This is a genomic window from Arenimonas daejeonensis, assembly GCF_007993735.1.
Lineage (GTDB): Bacteria > Pseudomonadota > Gammaproteobacteria > Xanthomonadales > Xanthomonadaceae > Arenimonas > Arenimonas daejeonensis.
The window spans coordinates 2,099,361-2,119,428 of record NZ_CP042453.1 but is presented as its reverse complement, the minus strand read 5'-3'; the positions used below and the strand labels follow the sequence as shown (position 1 = coordinate 2,119,428).

Annotated in this window: 13 protein-coding genes and 5 pseudogenes; 10 read left to right on the top strand and 8 right to left on the bottom strand. The window is 67.8% G+C overall.

All coding sequences use genetic code 11. From position 1 onward, the window contains the following. Positions 1-106 precede the first annotated feature (106 nt). From FRZ33_RS10230 to infA, 3 genes and pseudogenes are all read left to right on the top strand, one after another. Positions 107-1,257: pseudogene (locus tag FRZ33_RS10230) on the top strand (GNAT family N-acetyltransferase). After that, positions 1,226-1,972 carry a leucyl/phenylalanyl-tRNA--protein transferase gene (aat, locus tag FRZ33_RS10225; protein ID WP_146909455.1) on the top strand — a complete coding sequence of 249 codons (747 nt, stop codon included), beginning with the start codon at positions 1,226-1,228 and terminating at the stop codon, positions 1,970-1,972. The pseudogene FRZ33_RS10230 and the gene aat overlap by 32 nt, the downstream one beginning before the upstream one ends. A gap of 80 nt (positions 1,973-2,052) precedes the next feature. Next, positions 2,053-2,271 (top strand): translation initiation factor IF-1, encoded by a 219-nt coding sequence (infA, locus tag FRZ33_RS10220; protein WP_034211033.1) that lies wholly within the window; start codon positions 2,053-2,055, stop codon positions 2,269-2,271. Between the two features lie 64 nt (positions 2,272-2,335). Here the strand turns inward: infA and clpA are convergent. Next, positions 2,336-4,610 (bottom strand): annotated as a pseudogene (gene clpA, locus FRZ33_RS10215) (ATP-dependent Clp protease ATP-binding subunit ClpA). 38 nt (positions 4,611-4,648) lie between these two features. After that, positions 4,649-4,973, bottom strand: a pseudogene (gene clpS, locus FRZ33_RS10210) (ATP-dependent Clp protease adapter ClpS). Positions 4,974-5,105: 132 nt separating this feature from the next. On the opposite strand from clpS, the gene FRZ33_RS10205 reads away from it, so the two are divergent. The 5 genes and pseudogenes from FRZ33_RS10205 to acnA all read left to right on the top strand — a co-directional run bounded on the left by FRZ33_RS10205 (position 5,106) and on the right by acnA (position 10,628). Further along, positions 5,106-5,579, top strand: a complete 474-nt coding sequence (locus FRZ33_RS10205; protein WP_146909453.1) for a hypothetical protein — start codon at positions 5,106-5,108, stop codon at positions 5,577-5,579. Continuing rightward, on the top strand, positions 5,576-6,040 hold the full coding sequence (locus tag FRZ33_RS10200) for an NUDIX hydrolase (protein WP_146909451.1): 465 nt from the start codon (positions 5,576-5,578) through the stop codon (positions 6,038-6,040). The genes FRZ33_RS10205 and FRZ33_RS10200 overlap by 4 nt, the downstream gene beginning before the upstream one ends. Continuing rightward, a complete protein-coding gene (gene mnmA, locus FRZ33_RS10195) occupies positions 6,037-7,149 on the top strand; it encodes a tRNA 2-thiouridine(34) synthase MnmA (protein WP_146909449.1) in 1,113 nt (370 codons plus the stop codon). Before FRZ33_RS10200 ends, mnmA begins: the two co-directional genes overlap by 4 nt. Further along, positions 7,083-7,759: pseudogene (hflD, locus tag FRZ33_RS10190) on the top strand (high frequency lysogenization protein HflD). The gene mnmA and the pseudogene hflD overlap by 67 nt, the downstream one beginning before the upstream one ends. A gap of 120 nt (positions 7,760-7,879) precedes the next feature. Next, a pseudogene (gene acnA, locus FRZ33_RS10185) lies at positions 7,880-10,628 on the top strand (aconitate hydratase AcnA). Between the two features lie 76 nt (positions 10,629-10,704). On the opposite strand, the gene FRZ33_RS10180 reads toward acnA, so the two are convergent. Next, entirely contained in the window at positions 10,705-11,085 is a 381-nt protein-coding gene (locus FRZ33_RS10180; protein ID WP_158637184.1) for a Cif family virulence factor, read from the bottom strand. 171 nt (positions 11,086-11,256) lie between these two features. Between FRZ33_RS10180 and FRZ33_RS10175 the strand changes: the two genes are divergently transcribed. Further along, positions 11,257-12,939, top strand: coding sequence for a long-chain fatty acid--CoA ligase (locus FRZ33_RS10175; RefSeq protein WP_146909445.1), 1,683 nt, complete (start codon positions 11,257-11,259; stop codon positions 12,937-12,939). A 153-nt stretch (positions 12,940-13,092) separates the two neighbouring features. Then, on the top strand, positions 13,093-13,983 hold the full coding sequence (locus FRZ33_RS10170; RefSeq protein WP_146909443.1) for a crotonase/enoyl-CoA hydratase family protein: 891 nt from the start codon (positions 13,093-13,095) through the stop codon (positions 13,981-13,983). A 51-nt stretch (positions 13,984-14,034) separates the two neighbouring features. On the opposite strand, the gene FRZ33_RS15230 is transcribed toward FRZ33_RS10170, so the two are convergent. The 5 genes from FRZ33_RS15230 to prfB form a co-directional block, all read right to left on the bottom strand. Continuing rightward, positions 14,035-14,199 carry a hypothetical protein gene (locus FRZ33_RS15230; RefSeq protein ID WP_158637183.1) on the bottom strand — a complete coding sequence of 55 codons (165 nt, stop codon included), beginning with the start codon at positions 14,197-14,199 and terminating at the stop codon, positions 14,035-14,037. 20 nt (positions 14,200-14,219) lie between these two features. Beyond that, positions 14,220-16,157, bottom strand: a complete 1,938-nt coding sequence (locus FRZ33_RS10165) for an ATP-binding protein (RefSeq protein ID WP_158637182.1) — start codon at positions 16,155-16,157, stop codon at positions 14,220-14,222. A gap of 31 nt (positions 16,158-16,188) precedes the next feature. Beyond that, the gene (locus tag FRZ33_RS10160; RefSeq protein ID WP_425480634.1) at positions 16,189-17,277 is read right to left on the bottom strand and encodes an HD domain-containing phosphohydrolase; all 1,089 of its coding nucleotides are present in this window, start codon (positions 17,275-17,277) and stop codon (positions 16,189-16,191) included. Between the two features lie 85 nt (positions 17,278-17,362). After that, the gene (lysS, locus tag FRZ33_RS10155; protein WP_146909437.1) at positions 17,363-18,880 is read right to left on the bottom strand and encodes a lysine--tRNA ligase; all 1,518 of its coding nucleotides are present in this window, start codon (positions 18,878-18,880) and stop codon (positions 17,363-17,365) included. A 27-nt stretch (positions 18,881-18,907) separates the two neighbouring features. After that, positions 18,908-20,029, bottom strand: a complete 1,122-nt coding sequence (gene prfB, locus FRZ33_RS10150; RefSeq protein ID WP_146909435.1) for a peptide chain release factor 2 — start codon at positions 20,027-20,029, stop codon at positions 18,908-18,910. Positions 20,030-20,068: the final 39 nt, after the last annotated feature.

The window sequence follows — 20,068 nt, the reverse complement described above, 5'->3', positions numbered from 1 at the left end:
CTTGCGGACTGCGTTGAAGCGCAGTCCGCGCGGCTGCGAGCGCCCGGGCAGGACGCCCGGGCCGGCGCCCGGCACCAAGGACGGTTGCTTGCGTTAGTCTCAAGGCATGTCCGAACTGCGCCTGCACGCCCGCCTCGACGAGATTCCCGCCGACGCCTGGGACGCGCTGCACGACCGCCGCAATCCGTTCGTCGAACACGTTTTCCTGGCCGGCCTGGAGCGCGAAGGCTGCCTGCGCCCGCGCTGGGGCTGGACGCCGCGGCATGCCGGGTTGTGGCGCGACGGTGAGCTGGTGGCGGCGGCGCCGGGTTACCTGAAGTCCAACTCGCACGGCGAATTCGTGTTCGACCATGCCTGGGCCGCGGCCTATGCCCGCGCGGGCCGCGAGTATTTCCCGAAATGGCTGCTGGCCGTGCCCTACTCGCCGGTCACCGGGCCGCGGCTGCTGGCGCGCGATGCGGCGGACCGCGCGCTGCTGGCCGCGGCGCTGGTCGAATGCGCGCGGTCCGAAGAGCTGTCGTCCGTGCACGTGAACTTCCACTCCGACAGCGAGGACGCCGCCTTCGGCGCGGACTGGATGCCGCGCCAGGACGTGCAGTTCCACTGGCACAACCACGGCTGGCCCGATTTCGACACCTTCCTGGCCGCGCTGCAGCCCAAGAAGCGCAGAACCTGCGCCAGGAGCGCGACAAGGTGGCGCGCGCGGGTTACCGCTTCCGCACCGTGCACGGTGACGAGGCCAGCGACGACGACCTGGCGGCGATGCACTTCTTCTACTGCCGCACCTTCGGCGACTACGGCAACCACCCGGCGCTGACGCTGGAATTCTTCCGGCATCTCGCCACCGCGATGCCACGGCAGCTGGTGCTGTTCCTGGCCGACCAGGGCGATGAAACCGTGGCCGGCGCGCTGTGCCTGCGCGGCGGCGACCGGCTGTACGGCCGCTACTGGGGTAGCAGCGAAGCCCGGCCGGCGCCGGGCCTGCATTTCGAGACCTGTTACTACTGGGGCATCGACTACTGCCTGCGCGAAGGCCTGCAGGTGTTCGAACCCGGCGCCCAGGGCGAACACAAGGTCGCCCGCGGTTTCCTGCCGGTGCTGACACGCAGCCGGCACTGGGTGGCCGACCCGGAATTCGCGCCGGCCCTGGCCGACTGGTGCGCGCGCGAACGCGCCGGCACCGCCGACTACCACCGGGCCGTGCTGGCCCACAGCCCCTACCGCGATGCCGATCCGCCTGCCCCTGCTGCCGCCTGACCCCGCGGCGCCCTTCCCGCCCGGGGAATCGGCCACGCGCGATCCCAACGGCCTGCTGGCGATGGGTGGCGACCTGTCGCCGACGCGGCTGTTGAATGCGTACCGGCACGGCATCTTCCCGTGGTACTCGGCCGGCGAGCCGATCCTGTGGTGGTGCCCGGACCCGCGCATGGTGTTCCGTACCGACGCTTTCCGGCTCTCCAGCCGCCTGCGCCGCGCGCTGCGCCGCAGTACCTGGCAGCTGCGCGCGGACACCGCGTTCGAAGCGGTCATCGACGCCTGCGCGCAGAGTCCGCGCCCGGGGCAGGACGGCACCTGGATCACGCCCGAGATGCGTGCGGCCTACGTGGCCCTGCATCGGCAGGGGCATGCCCACAGCGTGGAGGTCTTCGACGGCCAGCGGCTGGTGGGCGGGATCTACGGCGTGGCCGTGGGCCGCATGTTCTTCGGTGAAAGCATGTTCAGCGCCGCCAGCGGCGGTTCGAAGGTGGCGCTGGCGGGACTGGTGCGGGTGCTGCGCGGCTGGGGCTGGCCGCTGCTCGACGCCCAGGTCGAGAACCCGCACCTGGTCAGCCTGGGCGGGCGGCGCCTGCCGCGCCAGGCCTTCCTGGCCGAGGTGGAGCGGCTGAGCGCCCTGCCCGAGCCGCCGGGCCCCTGGACCCCACGGGTGGCGCCTTTCCCGGCATCGCTGCTGTCCGGCGACAGCGCCGATTAACCAAATTTTTGCAAGCCCGGCAAGGACATGGCAGAATGCGCGGCTTCCAAGGCCGGCTTCCCCGTCCAGCGAAACCAAGAATGTCCAAAGACGATTCCATCGAATTCGAAGGCACGGTGCTCGAGACCCTTCCGAACACCATGTTCCGGGTCAAACTCGAGAACGGCCACGTCATCACCGCCCATATCTCCGGCCGCATGCGCAAGAACTACATCCGCATCCTCACCGGCGACAAGGTCAAGGTCGAGATGACTCCCTATGACCTGACCAAGGGCCGCATCACCTACCGCATGAAATAACGCGGTGCCCGAATGGAAAACGGCGGCCACTGGCCGCCGTTTTCGTTTGCGCGTCGTCCGCGGGTCAGACCGTCGCGGGCAGCAGTTTCTCCGGCTCGGCCTGCGAGTCCACCACCAGTTCGCCGTCGCGCACGTCCACCGTGACCCGGCCGCCGCCGGCCAGCTTGCCGAACAGCAGTTCGTCCGCCAGCGGCCGTTTGATGCGGTCCTGCAGCAGGCGAGCCATCGGGCGCGCGCCCATCTGCGGGTCGAAGCCGTGTTCGGCCAGCCACTGCCGCGCCTCGGGCGTGGCCGACAGCGACACGTGCTTCTCGTGCAGCTGGGCCTCGAGTTCGATCAGGAACTTGTCCACCACGCGCAGGATGTGGTCCAGGCCCAGCGCGCCGAACTGGATGATGCCGTCCAGGCGGTTGCGGAACTCCGGCGTGAAGGCCTTGCGGATCACTTCCATCGCGTCGGTGGTGTGGTTCTGCTCGACGAAGCCCATGGTGCGGCGGGCGGCCTGGGCGGCGCCGGCATTGGTGGTCATCACCAGCACGACGTTGCGGAAGTTGGCCTCGCGGCCGTTGGTGTCGGTCAACACGCCGCGGTCCATGACCTGCAGCAGGATGTTGAACACGTCCGGGTGCGCCTTCTCGATCTCGTCCAGCAGCAGCACGCAGTGCGGCGTCTTGACGATCTTTTCGGTCAGCAGGCCGCCCTGGTCGAAACCGACGTAACCCGGGGGCGCGCCGATCAGGCGGCTCACCGAATGCGCTTCCATGTACTCGGACATGTCGAAGCGCACCAGCTCGATGCCCAGCTGCATCGCCAGCTGCTTGGTCACCTCGGTCTTGCCCACGCCGGTGGGGCCGGCGAACAGGAAGTTGCCGATCGGCTTGTCGGGGCTGGCCAGGCCGGAGCGCGCCAGCTTGATCGCCGAGACCAGGGTCTCGATGGCCGGGTCCTGGCCGAAGATCACCATCTTGAGGTTGCGCTCGAGGTTCTTGAGCACGTCCTTGTCCGAAGCGCTGACCTGCTTGGTCGGGATGCGGGCCATCTTGGCCACGATCAGCTCGATCTCCTCGACGTCCACGACCTTCTTGCGCTTGTCGGCATCCATGAGGCGCTGGCGGGCGCCGGCCTCATCGATCACGTCGATGGCCTTGTCCGGCAGCAGGCGGTCGTTGATGTGCTTGACCGACAGGTCCACCGCCGCCTGGATGGCGTCACTGGCGTATTCGACGTCGTGGTGCGCCTCGAAACGGGTCTTGAGCCCGTTGAGGATGGCCACGGCCTCGGCCACGGTCGGTTCGACCACGTCGATCTTCTGGAAGCGGCGGGCCAGGGCGCGGTCCTTCTCGAACACGCCACGGTATTCCTGAAGGTGGTCGAACCGATGCAGCGCAGTTCACCACTTTGCAGCACCGGCTTGATCAGGTTGGAGGCGTCCATGGTGCCGCCCGAGGCCGAACCCGCGCCGATGATGGTGTGGATCTCGTCCACGAACAGGATGGCGCCCGGCTCCTTGCGGATCTGGCTGATGACGGCCTTCAGGCGCTTCTCGAAATCGCCGCGGTACTTGGTGCCCGCGACCAGCGCGCCCAGGTCCAGCGAATAGATGGTGGCGTCCTTGAGCACGGCCGGCACCCGGCCCTCGACGATGCGCCAGGCCAGGCCCTCGGCCAGGGCGGTCTTGCCCACGCCGGCCTCGCCCACGAACAGCGGGTTGTTCTTGCGGCGGCGGCAGAGCACCTGGATGGTGCGCTCGACCTCGTCCTCGCGGCCGATCAGCGGGTCGATCTTGCCCTCGCGGGCCAGCTCGTTGAGGTTGGCCGCGAATTCCTGCAGCGGGTTGGCCTTGGACTCGCCCCCTCCTCGCCCTCGGGCCGGGCTTCCGGCGCCGGCTTTTCTTCCGGGCCGTCGCCGATCTTGGCGATGCCGTGCGAGAGGTAGTTCACCACGTCGAGACGGGTGATCTCCTGCTGGTTGAGGAAATAGACCGCGTGCGAATCCTTCTCGCCGAAGATGGCGACCAGCACGTTGGCGCCGGTGACCTCCTTCTTGCCCGAGGACTGCACGTGGTAGACCGCGCGCTGCAGCACCCGCTGGAAGCCCAGGGTGGGCTGGGTGTCGCGCGGGTCGTCGGCCGGCAGCACTGGCACGGTGTCGGCGATGATCTGGCGCAGGCCGGTGGCCAGCTTGGGCTGGTCGGCGCCGCAGGCCTTGAGCACGCTGGCCGCCGACGGGTTGTCGAGCAGGGCCAGCAGCAGGTGCTCGACCGTCATGAACTCATGGCGGGCTTCGCGGGCCTGCTTGTAGCACTGGCCGATGGTGTACTCGAGATCCTTGCTGAACATGGGCTACTCCGGAACGTTTGCTCCGATATGGGGCCAGCCTAGGTCTTTTCCATCGTGCACAACAGGGGTGCTGGTGCTGGCGGGAGAACTCGTTGACCTGGGTCACTTTGGATTCAGCCACTTCCCGCGTGTAGACGCCGCATACGCCCTTGCCGCGGGTATGCACGTGCAGCATCACCTGGGTGGCTTTTTCCCGGTTCATGGCGAAAAGACCTGCAGGACCTCGACCACGAAGTCCATGGGCGTGAAGTCGTCGTTGAGCAGGACCACCTGGTACAGCGGCGGGCGCACCACTTCGGGCTTGGCGGTCTCGACCGCCAGGCCGTGGTCGTGTTCGCGTTCGGGATGGGGGTCTTGGGGCATGCCGGCAGTATAAATCGGGCCGGCAGCCCCGGGTTGCAAGCCCGGTGCAGGACATGGACGCCCCGGCGCGTTTGCGCCGACAATGACCGGGCCGAACCACCGGCCCCATATACCCAGAACAGGGGAGTCCCGATGAACCTGCGTGCTGCCTGCCTTGCTGCTGCCTGTTTCGCCCTGCCCGCCACCGCCGCTTTTGCCGCCGACGCCGACCCGGTCGTCAAGGCGCAGCTCGAAAGCAAGGGCACACCCTTCACCATCGACGAAGACGGCGACTTCCAGATCACCGTGCGCATCAGCGATGAACGCACCCAACTGGTCTGGGTCCGCTCGGCGGTGGAACAGACCGACCAGATGCGCGTGCGCGAGATCTGGTCGCCTGGCTACCAGTCCGAAGGCGCCGCCTTCCCCGCCGCCATCGCCAATGACCTGCTCGAACGCAGCAACATGCTCAAGCTCGGCTCCTGGGTGAAGCAGGACCAGGTGGCCATGCTGGTCACCAAGATCCCGGCCGACGCCAGCGCCAGCCAGCTGGACGAAGCCATCGACCTGACCGCCAGTGCCGCCGACGAAGTCGAGCTGGACCTCACGGGCAAGGACGACCTTTGAGCTATCGCGAGGGCCGGTTCTGGCAGCCCGACGTCACCGTCGCCACCGTCGTCGTGCGCGACGGCCGCGTGCTGGTGGTCGAGGAAATGGTGCGCGGCGAGCGGGTTCTGAACCAGCCCGCCGGCCACCTGGAACCGGACGAGAGCCTGCTGGAAGCCGCCCTGCGCGAGACCCTGGAGGAAACCGGATGGGAGGTCACGCTGACCGCCTTCATCGGCGCCTACCAGTGGAAGGCGCCGGCCGACGGCCGGCATTTCCTGCGCATGGCGTTCGCGGCCGAACCGCTGCGGCACCACCCGGAGCGGGCGCTGGATGAGGGCATCGTGCAGGCGCTGTGGCTGACGCCGGCCGAACTGGCGGCGGACCACGCGCGCCACCGCAGCCCACTCGTCTGGCGCGCGGTCGAGGACTTCCTGTCGGGACGGCGTTTCCCGCTGCAGGCCCTGACCCACTGCCCATGAGCACGGCGCGGGTCATCGTCGGCCTGTCCGGCGGCGTGGATTCTTCGGTCGCCGCCTTGCTGCTGCAGCGCCAGGGTGAGTCCATCGCCGGGCTGTTCATGCAGAACTGGGATGACGAAGGCGACACCGACTGCCGCGCGGAAGACGATCGCCGTGATGCGCTCGGCATCGCCGGACGACTCGGCATCCCCTTCCACGCCCGCAATTTCGCCCGCGAATACTGGGCCGGCGTGTTCGAACACTTCATCGCCGAATACCGCGCCGGCCGCACGCCGAACCCGGACGTGCTGTGCAACCGCGAGATCAAGTTCAAGACCTTCCTGGACGAGGCCCGCGCGCTGGGTGCGGAAGCCATCGCCACCGGCCACTACGCCCAGGTGGCGCGGCGCGACGGCCGCTGGGCCCTGCTGCGCGGCGCCGACGAGGGCAAGGACCAGAGTTATTTCCTGCACCAGCTGGGCCAGGAGCAGTTGTCGCGCACGCTGTTCCCGATCGGCCACCTGCCCAAACCCGAGGTTCGGCGCCTGGCGGCCGAAGCCGGACTTCCGACCGCGGCCAAGAAGGATTCCACCGGCATCTGCTTCATCGGCGAGCGCGATTTCCGCGAGTTCCTGGCCCAGTACATCCCGGCCCAACCGGGCGAGATCCGCAGCGTGGACGGCGCCGTGGTCGGCCAGCATGCCGGCGTCTGGTATTACACGCTGGGCCAGCGCGAAGGCCTGCAGATCGGCGGCGTTCGCGGCCGGGCCGCGGCGCCCTGGTTCGTGGTCGGCAAGGACGTGGCGACGAACGTGCTGTGGGTGGACCAGGGCGGAGAAAGCCCCTACCTGATGTCGAGCCGGCTCTGGACCGAAACCGCGCACTGGATCGCCGGCGGGCCGCCCGGCACCTCCTTCGCCTGCACCGCCAAGACCCGCTACCGCCAGCCCGACCAGGCCTGCGAAGTCACGCTGGACGCGCAGGGCCGGCTTTCCGTAGCCTTCGCGTCCCCGCAGCGTGCGGTCACGCCCGGCCAATCCCCGGTGCTGTACCGTGGCGATGAATGCCTGGGCGGCGCCGTGATCGCCCGTACCGACGCTCCCCTCGAAACGAAGACCCCGACTGCATGAAGGATCGCGCCCTCGCCCTCGCCGGCCTGCTCCAGGCCGTGCACCTGGTCCAGCAGATGGCCCAGACCGGACAGGCCGAAGCCCGGCCGCTGGGCGCCTGCATCGACAGCCTGTTCCGCTTCGATGCCGAAACACCCGAGGCCGTGTTCGACGGCGCGGACAAACTGGACGTCGGCCTGGCCCGGCTGGTGAACCAGCTCGAGGGCGGCTCCGGGCGCGACGCCGCGGTGACGCGCATGGCGATGACCGTGCTGCACCTGGAACGCCGCTTCTCCGGCAACCGGGGAGCCATGGATGCCGTGCACACCGGCCTGCAGGACATCGCCCGCCAGCGCGACCACTGGGGCCCGACCCACCCGACCGTGCTGGCGCGGCTGGGCGAGCTGTATGCGAAGGAACTCAGCCCGATCGGCCCGCGCGTACTGGTGCAGGGCAATCCGGTCTACTGGGCCAGCCCGACCTGGTGGGCGAAGTGCGTGCGGCGCTGCTGGCAGCAATCCGCGCGGCCGTACTGTGGCGCCAGCTCGGCGGCAGCTACTGGGATTTCCTGTTCGGACGCCGCGCCCTGGTGCAGGCTGCGCGCGAATGGCAGGAAAAAGCCCGCGGCTAGACCTTGGTCGGGGCGCCGGAAGCGGACGGGAGGGTATGGTTTCGGGCATAATGCCGGGCTGACGCGGCGGCTTTGCGCGCCACTCCCAGCCCTCTCCCCGATCCAGCCCGGAGCCTGTCCATGAGCGACTCCTTCGCGACCCGCGACCAGCTTGCCGTCAACGGCACGTCCTACACCTACTTCAGCCTCGCCCGGCTCGGCCAGCGCTTCGACCTGGCCCGCCTGCCGTATTCGATGAAGATCCTGCTCGAGAACCTGCTGCGCTGCGAAGACGGCGGCATGACGGTCGGCAAGGAACACATCGAGGCGGTTGCCACCTGGAAGGCCAAGGCCGAACCCGACACCGAGATCGCCTTCATGCCGGCCCGCGTGGTGCTGCAGGACTTCACCGGCGTGCCCTGTGTGGTCGACCTGGCCGCGATGCGTGACGCCGTGGTCAAGCTCGGCGGCGACGCCAAGTACATCAACCCGCTGATCCCGTCCGAACTGGTCATCGACCATTCGGTGCAGGTGGACGTGTTCGGCAAGGCCGAGGCGCTGGACCTCAACGGCAAGATCGAGTTCGAGCGCAACATGGAGCGCTACAGCTTCCTGCGCTGGGGCCAGAAGGCGTTCGACAACTTCAAGGTTGTGCCGCCCAACACCGGCATCGTGCACCAGGTGAACCTGGAGAACCTGGCCCGCGTCGTGATGACCGGTGAGAAGGACGGCGTGATGTACGCCTACCCGGACACCGTGTTCGGCACCGACTCGCACACCACCATGATCAACGGTATCGGCGTGCTGGGCTGGGGCGTGGGCGGCATCGAGGCCGAGGCCGCGATGCTGGGCCAGCCGAGCTCGATGCTGATCCCGCAGGTCGTGGGCTTCAAGCTCACCGGCAAGCTGCCGGAAGGCGCCACCGCCACCGACCTGGTGCTCACCGTCACCCAGATGCTGCGCAAGCACGGCGTGGTCGGCAAGTTCGTCGAGTTCTTCGGCGACGGCCTGGACCACCTGCCGCTGGCCGACCGCGCCACCATCGCCAACATGGCCCCGGAATACGGCGCCACCTGCGGCATCTTCCCGGTGGACGAGGAGTCGCTGACGTACCTGCGCCTGTCCGGCCGCGAAGAAGCCCAGATCGCACTGGTGAAGGCCTACGCCCAGGCCCAGGCCTGTGGCGCACGCCGGGCCAGCCCGATGCCGAGTACAGCTCGCTGCTGAGCCTGGACATGGCCGAAGTGAAGCCGTCCCTGGCCGGTCCCAAGCGCCCGCAGGACCGCGTGCTGCTGACGGACATGAAGGCCAACTTCAACGCCAACCTCGGCGGCCTGACTGCCGGCCGCAAGAACAAGAACGGCGACATCGCCCGCATGGACGCCGAAGGCGGCCACCAGGAACAGGCCGACCACCTGGCCGCCAAGCCGAAGTCCGCGATCCGCATCCAGGACCAGGACGCGCACCTGACCGACGGTTCCGTGGTCATCGCCGCCATCACCTCCTGCACCAACACCTCCAACCCGGCGGTGATGCTGGGCGCCGGCCTGCTGGCCCGCAACGCCGTGGCCAAGGGCCTCAAGGCGGCGCCGTGGGTCAAGACTTCGCTCGGCCCGGGCTCGCTGGTGGTCACCGACTACCTGAAGAAGGCCGGCGTGCTCGACGACCTCGAGAAGCTCGGCTTCTACGTCGTCGGTTACGGCTGCACCACCTGCATCGGCAACTCCGGCCCGCTGCCGGACGCGGTGTCCAAGGGTATCGCCGAGAACGACCTGGTCGTGACCTCGGTGCTGTCGGGCAACCGCAACTTCGAAGGCCGCGTGCATGCCGAAGTGAAGATGAACTACCTGGCCTCGCCGCCGCTGGTGGTCGCCTACGCCATCGCCGGCACCGTGGACATCGACCTGACCAGCGAACCGCTGGGCACAGGTTCGGACGACCAGCCGGTATTCCTGAAGGACATCTGGCCGTCGAACAAGGAAATCGGCGACTTCATCGCCAGGACCGTCGGCCCGGAGATGTTCAAGCACAACTACGCCAACGTCTTCGCCGGCGACACCCGCTGGAACCAGATCGCCTCGCCGGACGGCGCCAAGTTCGCCTGGGACGACGCCTCCACGTACATCAAGAACCCGCCCTACTTCGACGGCATGAAGATGTCGGTCGGCAGCATCGAGGACATCAACGGCGCGCGCGTGATGGGCGTGTTCGGCGACTCGATCACCACCGACCACATCAGCCCGGCCGGCAACATCAAGGCCAGCTCGCCCGCCGGCAAGTTCCTGCAGGCGCGCGGCGTGCAGCCGGCCGACTTCAACAGCTACGGTTCGCGCCGCGGCAACGACGACGTGATGGTGCGCGGCACCTTCGCCAACATCCGCATCAAGAACCTGATGCTGGGCGGCGAGGAAGGCGGCAACACCATCCATTACCCCACCGGCGAGAAGCTGGCGATCTACGACGCGGCCATGAAGTACAAGGCCGAGGGCGTGCCGCTGGTGGTGTTCGCGGGCAAGGAATACGGCACCGGCTCGTCGCGCGACTGGGCGGCCAAGGGCACCAACCTGCTGGGCGTGAAGGCGGTCGTGGCCGAGAGCTTCGAGCGCATCCACCGCTCCAACCTGGTCGGCATGGGCGTGCTGCCCTGCCAGTTCCTGGAAGGCCAGAACGCGCAGACCTGGGCCTGAAGGGCGACGAGGTGATCTCGATCACCGGCCTGCAGGACGGTGCGGCCAAGCAGGCCACCGTGACCGCGAAGCGTCAGGACGGCACCGAGCTGAAGTTCCAGGTGCAGGTGCTGCTGCTGACGCCGAAGGAAGTCGAGTACTTCCGCCACGGCGGCATCCTGCACTACGTGCTGCGCCAGCTCGCCAGCAAGAAGGCGGCCTGAGCACGGGGCGCCCCGGCGCCCGCATCAAGGAATGGGGCGGCTTCGGCCGCCCTTTTTCATGGCCCTCGGATTGGCGCTACAGCATCGGCTCCCAACGCGCCGAGATCAGCCGCCACTCGCCGTCCTCGATGCGCCAGCCGGTGCTGACGCGATAGACCTGGGCACGGTCCGGCATCCAGCCCTCGCCGCCGGTCGCGGCGGCCGTGAACTCCACAGTGGCGCGCTCACCGATCAGTTCGACCTCGAGCGGCCCCAGGTTCACCCCGACCTCGCGGTTGCGCAGCCAGATCACCGCCAGGTATCGCCGGAACTGGTCCTGGTCCATGCCCTCGGGGCCGATGAAATCTTCCGAAAAAGACTCGACGAGCGTGTCGGAATCGCGCGCCTCGGCAGCCGCCTGCATGCCGGCGATGGTGTCGCGCAAGGCCTGCTCCGTCGGCTCGCGGGAACAGCCCACGGCCAGGGCCAGCAGGCCCGCCAGGCACCACGTGAAGACGCTGCGTTTCCATACGCTGCGCGCCTTGCCTGGCCCCGGGGGTATGCTCCAATCGAGTGAATACTCCAATCCGCGGCGCACATGCGCCACCGGGATTGCGGGCGGCAAACAGAGGCAATTTGGGGGAAGTGCATGGGTTCCGAGCGTCCTTGGCTGGCCAACTATCCGGAGGGTATCCCGTCGGAGATCGACATGGACAAGTATGCGTCCATCGTCTCGGTCCTGAACGAGTCCTGCGCCACCTTCGGTGACCGCCCGGCCTTCGCCAACTTCGGCAAGCAGCTCACCTATTCCGATATCGACCGCCTCAGCACCCGGTTCGCTAATTACCTGCTGCACGAACTCAAGTTGAAGAAGGGCGACCGCGTCGCCCTGATGATGCCCAACGTGCTGCAGTACCCGATCGCCATCTTCGGCGTGCTGCGCGCCGGCCTGACGGTGGTCAACACCAACCCGATGTACACGGCGCGCGAACTCAAGCACCAGCTCACCGACTCCGGCGCCAGCGCCATCGTCGTGCTCGAGAACTTCGCCCACGTGGTCGCCGACGTGGTGGGGCAGACGGCGGTCAAGCAGGTCATCGTCACCGGCGTCGGCGACATGCTCGGCTTCCCCAAGGGCGCGCTGATCAATTTCGTGCTGCGCCACGTCAAGAAGCAGGTGCCCGACTACAGCCTGCCCGGCGCGCACCGCTTCATGCAGGCGCTCGAGCTCGGCGCGAAACACACGCTGCCCGACATCGACATCCGCGGCCACGACATCGCCTTCCTGCAGTACACGGGCGGCACCACCGGTGTCGCCAAGGGCGCCATGCTGACCCACCGCAACCTGGTGGCGAACATGCAGCAGTCCTCGGTCTGGCTGGGCTCGAACGCCAAGCCCGGGCATGAGGTGATCATCACCGCGCTGCCGCTGTACCACATCTTCGCGTTGACGGCGAACGGCCTGGTCTTCATGAAGTTCGGCGGCCTCAACCACCTGATCACCAATCCGCGCGACATGAAGGGTTTCGTCGCCGAACTGAAGAAGATCCCGTTCACCGCCATCACCGGCGTCAACACGCTGTTCAACGGGCTGCTCAACACGCCGGGCTTCAGCGAGGTCGACTTCTCGCACATGCACCTCTCGCTGGGCGGCGGCATGGCCGTGCAGCGCGCCGTGGCCGAACGCTGGAAAAAGGTCACCGGCATCACCCTCGTCGAGGCCTACGGCCTGACCGAAACCTCGCCCGCCGCCTGCATGAACCCGATGGACCTGGCCGACTACAACGGCTCGATCGGCCTGCCGATCCCGTCCACCGACGCCTGCGTCAAGGACGATGCCGGCCAGCAGTTGCCGGTCGGCGAAGTCGGCGAACTCTGCATCCGCGGCCCGCAGGTGATGGCCGGCTACTGGCAGCGCCCGGAGGAGACCGCGAAGGTCATCGACGCCGACGGCTGGCTGCACACCGGCGACATGGCCAAGATGGACGAGAAGGGATTCTTCTACATCGTCGACCGCAAGAAGGACATGATCCTGGTCTCGGGCTTCAACGTGTACCCGAACGAAGTCGAGGACGTGATCGCCCTGATGCCCGGCGTGCTGGAAGTGGCCGCCGTGGGCGTGCCGGACGAGAAGTCGGGCGAGGCGGTGAAGGTAGTCATCGTCAAGAAGGACCCGGGCCTTACCGCCGAGCAGGTCAAGGCCTTCTGCCGCGAGAACCTGACCGGGTACAAGCACCCCAAGGTGGTCGAGTTCCGGACCGAGCTGCCCAAGTCCAACGTCGGCAAGATCCTGCGCCGCGAGCTGCGCGACGCCCCCAAGACCGCCGCCTGAGCGGCGCTCTGCGGCCCGGCCACCCCTTCAAGGAGGGGCCTACCCGGTCACAGCGACAAGCTGACTGGCGGGTGTACACTCGGCCCGCCGCCCTTGCCTTTCTCCAGACAACCGTGTAGGGGCGACACCCCTACCCTTGCCCGGAGAACCGCCATGTCCGTTGTCGAGAGCATCAACCGCGAAGCAGGTTTCAACACCATTGAGCACAAGTCCGAGCTGGAAACCGGCATCGAATGGTGCTTCATGCACCACAGCCCGCGTTCCGGCTACCGCCCGTGCTTCTCCGAACCGCTGCTGGTCGAACTCCGGGAATGCCAGCGCCAGATCGCCGCGCGCATGGCCAACGAGCCGGCGAACAACGGTGAAATCCGCCATCTGGTACTGGCATCGCAGTCCGATGTGTTCAACCTGGGTGGCGACCTGGAGCTCTTCAGCCGCCTGATCCGCACCGGTGACCGCGCGCGGCTGCTCGCCTACGCCCAGCTCTGCGTCTCGGTGGCCTTCCACTTCGCGCGCCTGGCCGACGACCGCGTGCACAGCATCGCCGTGGTCCAGGGCGAGGCGCTGGGCGGTGGTTTCGAGGCCGCGCTCTGCTGCCACACCATCATCGCCGAGGAAGGCACCGGCATGGGCTTCCCGGAAGTCCTGTTCGACCTGTTCCCCGGCATGGGCGCCTACACCTTCCTGTCGCGCCGCGTCACCCCGGCGCAGGCCGAGCGCATGATGCTGGACGGCAACATCTATTCCAGTGAAGAGCTCTACCGCATGGGCGTCGTGGACTTGCTGGTGCCGCGCGGTGAAGGCCTGCAGGCCGCCCGCGAGCTGGTGCGTCGTCGCAAGCGCATGGGCAATGCCCTGCGTTCGATGAACACCGTGCGCGCCACCTGCAACCCGGTCAGCCTGGACGAGCTGATGGCCGTGACCACCACCTGGGTGGACGCCGCCATGCGCCTGAGCGAACGCGGCCTGGGCACGATGGAACGCCTGGTGCGCGCGCAGAAGCGCCGCGCGGTCGAGATGCCGGAGCTTCGCCAGGTCGTGTGAGTTCGACCGGGCGGCCGCCGTGCAAGGGCGGCGGCCGCCTGGGCTCCCGGATCAGCCGGACTCGTGGTCCGGCGGGCGGGAAGCCTCCCCTTGCGTCAGCACGGAGATCCGCGCCAGTTCGCGCCGCACCTGTTCCGCCGTGGCCTCCAGCAGGGTGCCCAGCAGGCCCAGGTAACGCCGCCATTCTTTCGCCAGGACGGCGTCGCTGGAGCGCATGATTTCGGTGCTGCGCTCGATCAGCGCCTGCGCACCGGGTTCTCGGACACGCCCTTGAGTGCATGCGCGGCCTCGCGCACCGCCTCCCATTTCGACGCGGACGCCCCGCGCTCGGCCTCGGCCAGGCAGCGGCTGGCGTCGCGCAGGCACTGCTCGGCGAAGTCGTGCAGGAAGTCCTTGCCCAGGCCCATGCCCGCCAGTTCCTCCAGTACGTCGGTGCGCAGCGTCGGCACCAGGCGGTCCTTGCGCGCGGCCGCCAGCGGCTCATCGGCGCCGCCGGCGATCTCGGCCAGCGACTCCAGCAGGCGCGAGGCCACCACCGGCTTGGTCAGGAAGCCAAAGGCGCCGGCCGCCTCGGAATCACGCACCGCATCCACCGTGGCGTCGGCGCTGAGCACCAGGATCGGCGTGCGCACGCCGCCGGCCTGCATCACGCGCGCTTGCTTGATCACTTCCAGGCCATCCATCACCGGCATGTGCAGGTCGATGATGGCGGCATCCACCGTTTCTTCCTCCAGCCGCTGCAGCGCCTGTTCGCCGTCTTCCGCGAACACGGTCTGGTGGCCCGCGCGTTCCAGGATGCGCTGCAACACCAGCCGGTTCGCCGGCTGGTCGTCGGCGACCAGGATGCGCAGCGGGCGCACGCGGGCACGGTGGCGCACGAACGGGTCGTCGAAAGCGATGACCTTGCCGCTGGCATCGGCAGCGACCGATTCCGGCTCGACCACGACCGGGAATTCGAGGTCAACGTAGAAATGGGTGCCGCCGCCGGGGTTGTCCTCCAGCGCGATGGTGCCGCCCAGCAGTTCGGTCAGGGTCTTGGCGATCGTGGTGCCCAGGCCCGTGCCGCCGAAGCGCCGCGTCGGCCCGCTGTCCACCTGCTCGAAGGCCTGGAAGATGCGCCCCTTGTCCTCGGCCGGCACGCCCACGCCGGTGTCGCGCACCGAGAACCGCAGCGCCACCCGGCCCTCCTCGCGCCCGCGCACCAGCACGTCCAGGCGCACGCTGCCCGAGTCGGTGAACTTGATGGCGTTGTGCAGCAGGTTGAGCAGGACCTGGCTGAGGTGGCCGGCGTCGCCGTGCAGGCGCGAAGGCACTTGCTCGGCCAGCTCGACGTTGAACTGCAGGCTTTTGCCGGCCGCCATCGGCTGCAGCATGGTGCGGATGCGCCGGACCTGGTCGCGCAGCGAGAAGTCGGCGTCCTGGCGCTTGAGCTTGCCGGCCTCGATCGCCGAGATGTCGAGCACGTCCTCGACCAGCAGCAGCAGGGTCTGGGCCGAGGTCTGGATCACGTCGGCCGCTTCCCGCTGCTCCGGTGCCAGGCGCGTACTGCTGAGCAGCTCCGCCATGCCGATGATGCCGTTGAGCGGCGAGCGGAATTCGTGGCTCATGTTGGCCAGGAAGCGGCTCTTGGCGGCGTTGGCGCGCCGCGCTTCCTCGCCGGCGCGGCGCAGGTCGCGCAGCAGGCTGATCAGATAGGCGGGGATTGCCACCAGGCCCACCATCAGGCCCCAGGCGATGTAGGGATTCTGCTGCCAGTACGGCGTATAGGTGATGACCGCCAGGAAGGTCATCAGCGCCAGGCCGATCGCCGCGAACAGGTACTGGCTGCCGTAACGCAGGCCGTTGCCGACCGTGACCCACATGATGATGACGTAGAGCGGCGCCAGCACCTCGCCCTTGACGATCATCATCGCCGCCAGCGTGCCGTAGTCGGCCAGCATGCCGATCACGCGCCGCGTGTGCGACACGCCGGGGTTCATGATGATGGCGATCACCAGGCCCAGGCCCAGCACCGTCTCGGCCAGCAGGATGTAGACACTGAGCAGGACTTCGCGCTCGGCGGCGCCGCTGCTGGCCAGGCCGGCAAGGTAGATCAGCAGCACCGCGGCAATGGCCAGCCGGACCAGGGCCTGGCCGTGTTCGCTGTCGGGCCGGTTGGCGAAGGCGCGGATCATGGACGGGTCGGCCGCGAGCCGGAGGCTGCGATCAGGCGCTGGCCGCGCCGGGGCCGAGGTAACGATGGATTTCCTCGATGCGCTCGCGGCGGCTGAGCACGGCATCCACGACCGTCGGGTCGAACTGGCTGCCGGACTGTGACTTCAGGTAATCCAACGCGGCCTCCAGGGTCCAGGCTTCCTTGTAGGGGCGCACGGTGGTGAGCGCCTCCAGCACGTCCACGACGCCGACGATGCGCGCGGGCAGCGGGATATCCTCGCCCGCCATGCCGTCCGGATAACCGTTGCCGTCCCAGCGTTCGTGGTGGCTGAGCGCGATGCTGGCGCCGACCTGCACGAACTTGCTGCTGCTGTCGCGCAGGATTTCGTAGCCCAGGTGCGGGTGCTGCTTCACGCCGGCATATTCCTCGTCGGTCAGCTTGCCGGGCTTGAGCAGGATGGCGTCGGAAATGCCGATCTTGCCGATGTCGTGCAGCGGTGCTGCCAGCTCGATCATCTTCACCTCGTCCTCGGGCAGGCCCAGGGCCTCGGCGATCAGGGCGGAATATCGCGCCATGCGTTCGAAGTGCGCGACGCTGCCGCCGTCGCGATAGGCGGTGGCCTTGGCCAGGCGGTGCAGGATCTCGCGCTCGCGTTCGTCCAGTTCGTGCATGCGCGCCAGCAGCTGGCGCTCGAGCTCGTGGGCGCGGAACTTGAGGTTCTGCTGCTGCTGGCGCAGCGCCAGCAGGTTGCGGCAGCGCGAGCGCAGCTCGCGCGGGCGAACGGGCTTGACCAGGAAATCGATGACGCCGGCCTCGAGCGCGGCGTTGCGGATCGGCTCGTCGCCGACCACGGTGATCAGGATGATGGGCACGTCGCGGTGCGACAGTGGACGGCGGAACCGGCGGGCGAATTCCAGGCCGTCGAGCTTGGGCATGCGGTAGTCGAGCAGCAGCAGGTCCGGCGAGCTGCGCTGGGACCAGAGCAGGGCCTCGACCGGATCGCCGAAGTCGGTGACCTTCACTTCCGGGCTGATGTCTTCCAGCAGGTGACGGAACATGGTCCGCTGCGAAGGCTGGTCATCGACGATCAGTACGTTCACGTGGAGCTCCCGGGTGCGGACACCGTGATTGCCGCGGATCGCGGCTCGACCCCAGCTTACTCCCGATATTTCAGCCGCGGCAAGGTGTTAGCAACACTTCTTTGCGCAGCGCAACAAGACCTGATCAGGCCTCGGGACGCATGTACGGGAAGAGCAGGACGTCGCGGATCGAGGCCGAATCGGTGATCAGCATCACCAGCCGGTCGATGCCGATGCCCAGGCCGCCGGTCGGCGCCATGCCGTATTCGAGCGCGCGGATGTAGTCGGCGTCGAAGTGCATCGCCTCGTCGTCGCCTCCCTCCTTGGCTTCGACCTGGGCCAGGAACCGTGCCTTCTGGTCCTCGGGGTCGTTCAGCTCGGAGAAGCCGTTGGCCAGCTCGCGGCCGCCGATGAACAGCTCGAAACGGTCGGTGATCTCCGGGTCGCGGTCGCTGGCGCGGGCCAGCGGGCTCACTTCGACCGGATGGTCGGTGATGAAGGTGGGCTGGATCAGGGTGTGTTCGACGGTCTTCTCGAACACTTCCAGCAGCAGCTTGCCCCAGCCGTAGCTGTTCTTGAACTTGATGCCCAGCCGCTGGCAGTGCGCGCGCATCGCCGCCAGGTCGCGCAGTTCCTCGCGCCTGATCTCCGGATTGTGCTCGAGCACCGCCTCGGTCATGGACCAGCGGCGGAACGGCGGGCCGAGGTCGATCGCCATGCCTTCCCACGTCAGCGCCGCGGTTCCGCGCGCCTGCACCGCCACTTCCCGGATCAGGCCCTCGGTCAGGTCCATCACCTCGTGATAGGTGGCGTAGGCCTCGTACAGCTCCAGCATCGTAAACTCGGGGTTGTGCCGGGTGGACACGCCCTCGTTGCGGAAGTTGCGGTTGATCTCGTACACACGTTCCAGGCCGCCCACGGTCAGGCGCTTGAGGTAGAGCTCGGGCGCCACGCGCAGGTACAGGTCGAGGTCGAGCGCGTTGTGGTGGGTGGTGAACGGCTTGGCCGTGGCACCACCGGGGATGTAATGCATCATCGGCGTTTCCACTTCCAGGAAACGCCGCGCGTCGAGCCATGCACGCATCGCCGAAACGATGCGCGAGCGCTGCACGAACACCTCGCGCGCCTCCGGATTCACGATCAGGTCCACGTAGCGCATGCGGTAACGCTGCTCGACGTCGGCCAGGCCGTGCCACTTGTCCGGCAGCGGCCGCAGCGACTTGGTCAGCAGGCGGAGCGAGGTCGCCTTGATCGAGAGTTCGCCGGTGCGGGTGCGGGTCAAGCCGCCCTGCACCGCCACGATGTCGCCCACGTCCCAGCCCTTGAAGGCCTCGTAGCTCTCGCCCAGGTCCGCGCCCTGCAGGTAGAGCTGGATGCGGCCGCTCATGTCCTGGGCCTGGGCGAAGCTGGCTTTGCCCATCACGCGCTTGGCCATCAGGCGGCCGGCAACGCTGACCTGGCGGTTCAGGGCTTCCAGCGCTTCCGCGGTCCACTGCTCCTTGTCCGCGAACTCGTCCTGCAGGTCCTGCGCATAATGTTCGCGCTTGAAGTCGTTCGGGAAGGCGATGCCCTGCCCGCGCAGCGCGGCAAGTTTCGACCGGCGCTCGGCGATGAGGCTGTTCTCGTCGGCGGCGGGCGGCGTCTGCGGCGTGGGCTGGGTCATGGTCGTTTCGTGTGGGTGGAAAGGGAATCAGGCGTCAGAGCGCTTGGCGCCGACCTGCAGGCCGGCCTTGAGGCTGGCTTCGATGAATTCGTCCAGGTCGCCGTCGAGCACCTTCTGGGTGTCCGAACGTTCGATACCGGTGCGCAGGTCCTTGATGCGGCTCTGGTCGAGCACGTAGTTGCGGATCTGGCTGCCCCAGCCGATGTCGGACTTGGTCGCCTCGACCGCGTCGCGTTCGGCGTTGCGCTTCTGGATCTCGAGTTCGTACAACTTCGCGGCCAGCATCTTCATCGCGGTGTCGCGGTTCTGGTGCTGGCTGCGGCCGGTCTGGCAGGCGACGACGATGCCGGTGGGCACGTGCGTGATGCGCACCGCCGACTCGGTCTTGTTCACGTGCTGGCCGCCGGCACCGGACGAGCGGTAGACGTCGGTCTTGAGGTCGGCCGGATTGATGGTGATGTCGATGTTGTCGTCCACTTCCGGCGACACGAACACCGAGGTGAAGCTGGTGTGCCGGCGGTTGTCGGAGTCGAACGGCGACTTGCGCACCAGGCGGTGCACGCCGGTTTCGGTCTTGAGCCAGCCGTAGGCGTATTCGCCCTCGACCCGGAAGGTGGCCGACTTGATGCCGGCGACGTCGCCGCCGCTGACTTCCATCAGTTCGGTCTTCCAGCCGCGCCACTCGCACCAGCGCAGGTACATGCGCAGCAGGATCTCGGCCCAGTCCTGGGCCTCGGTGCCGCCGGCGCCGGCCTGGATGTCCACGAACGCGTTGCAGGCATCCATCTTGCCGGAGAACATGCGCCGGAACTCGAGCTGCTCGACTTCCTTCGCGGTCTTCTCGACGTCTTCGGCCACGGCGGCGACGGTGTCGGCGTCGTCCTCCATTTCGGCCAGGTCGATCAGTTCGTTGCCGCCCACCAGGTTGTCGGTGAGCGTGCGGATGCCGTTGACGACCCTCTCCAGCGAGGCGCGCTCGCGGCCGAGGGTCTGGGCGTGTTCGGGGTTGTTCCAGACGTCGGGGCTTTCCAGCTCCCGGTTCACTTCTTCGAGACGTTCGACCTTGGTGTCGAAGTCAAAGATACCCCGGAGCGAATCCAGCCGGCCCTTGAGGTCGGCGATGCGCTGGCGGATCGGGTTGAGTTCCATGGGCTTCCGCGGTGGTTTGGATCGGCCGCGAATGATACC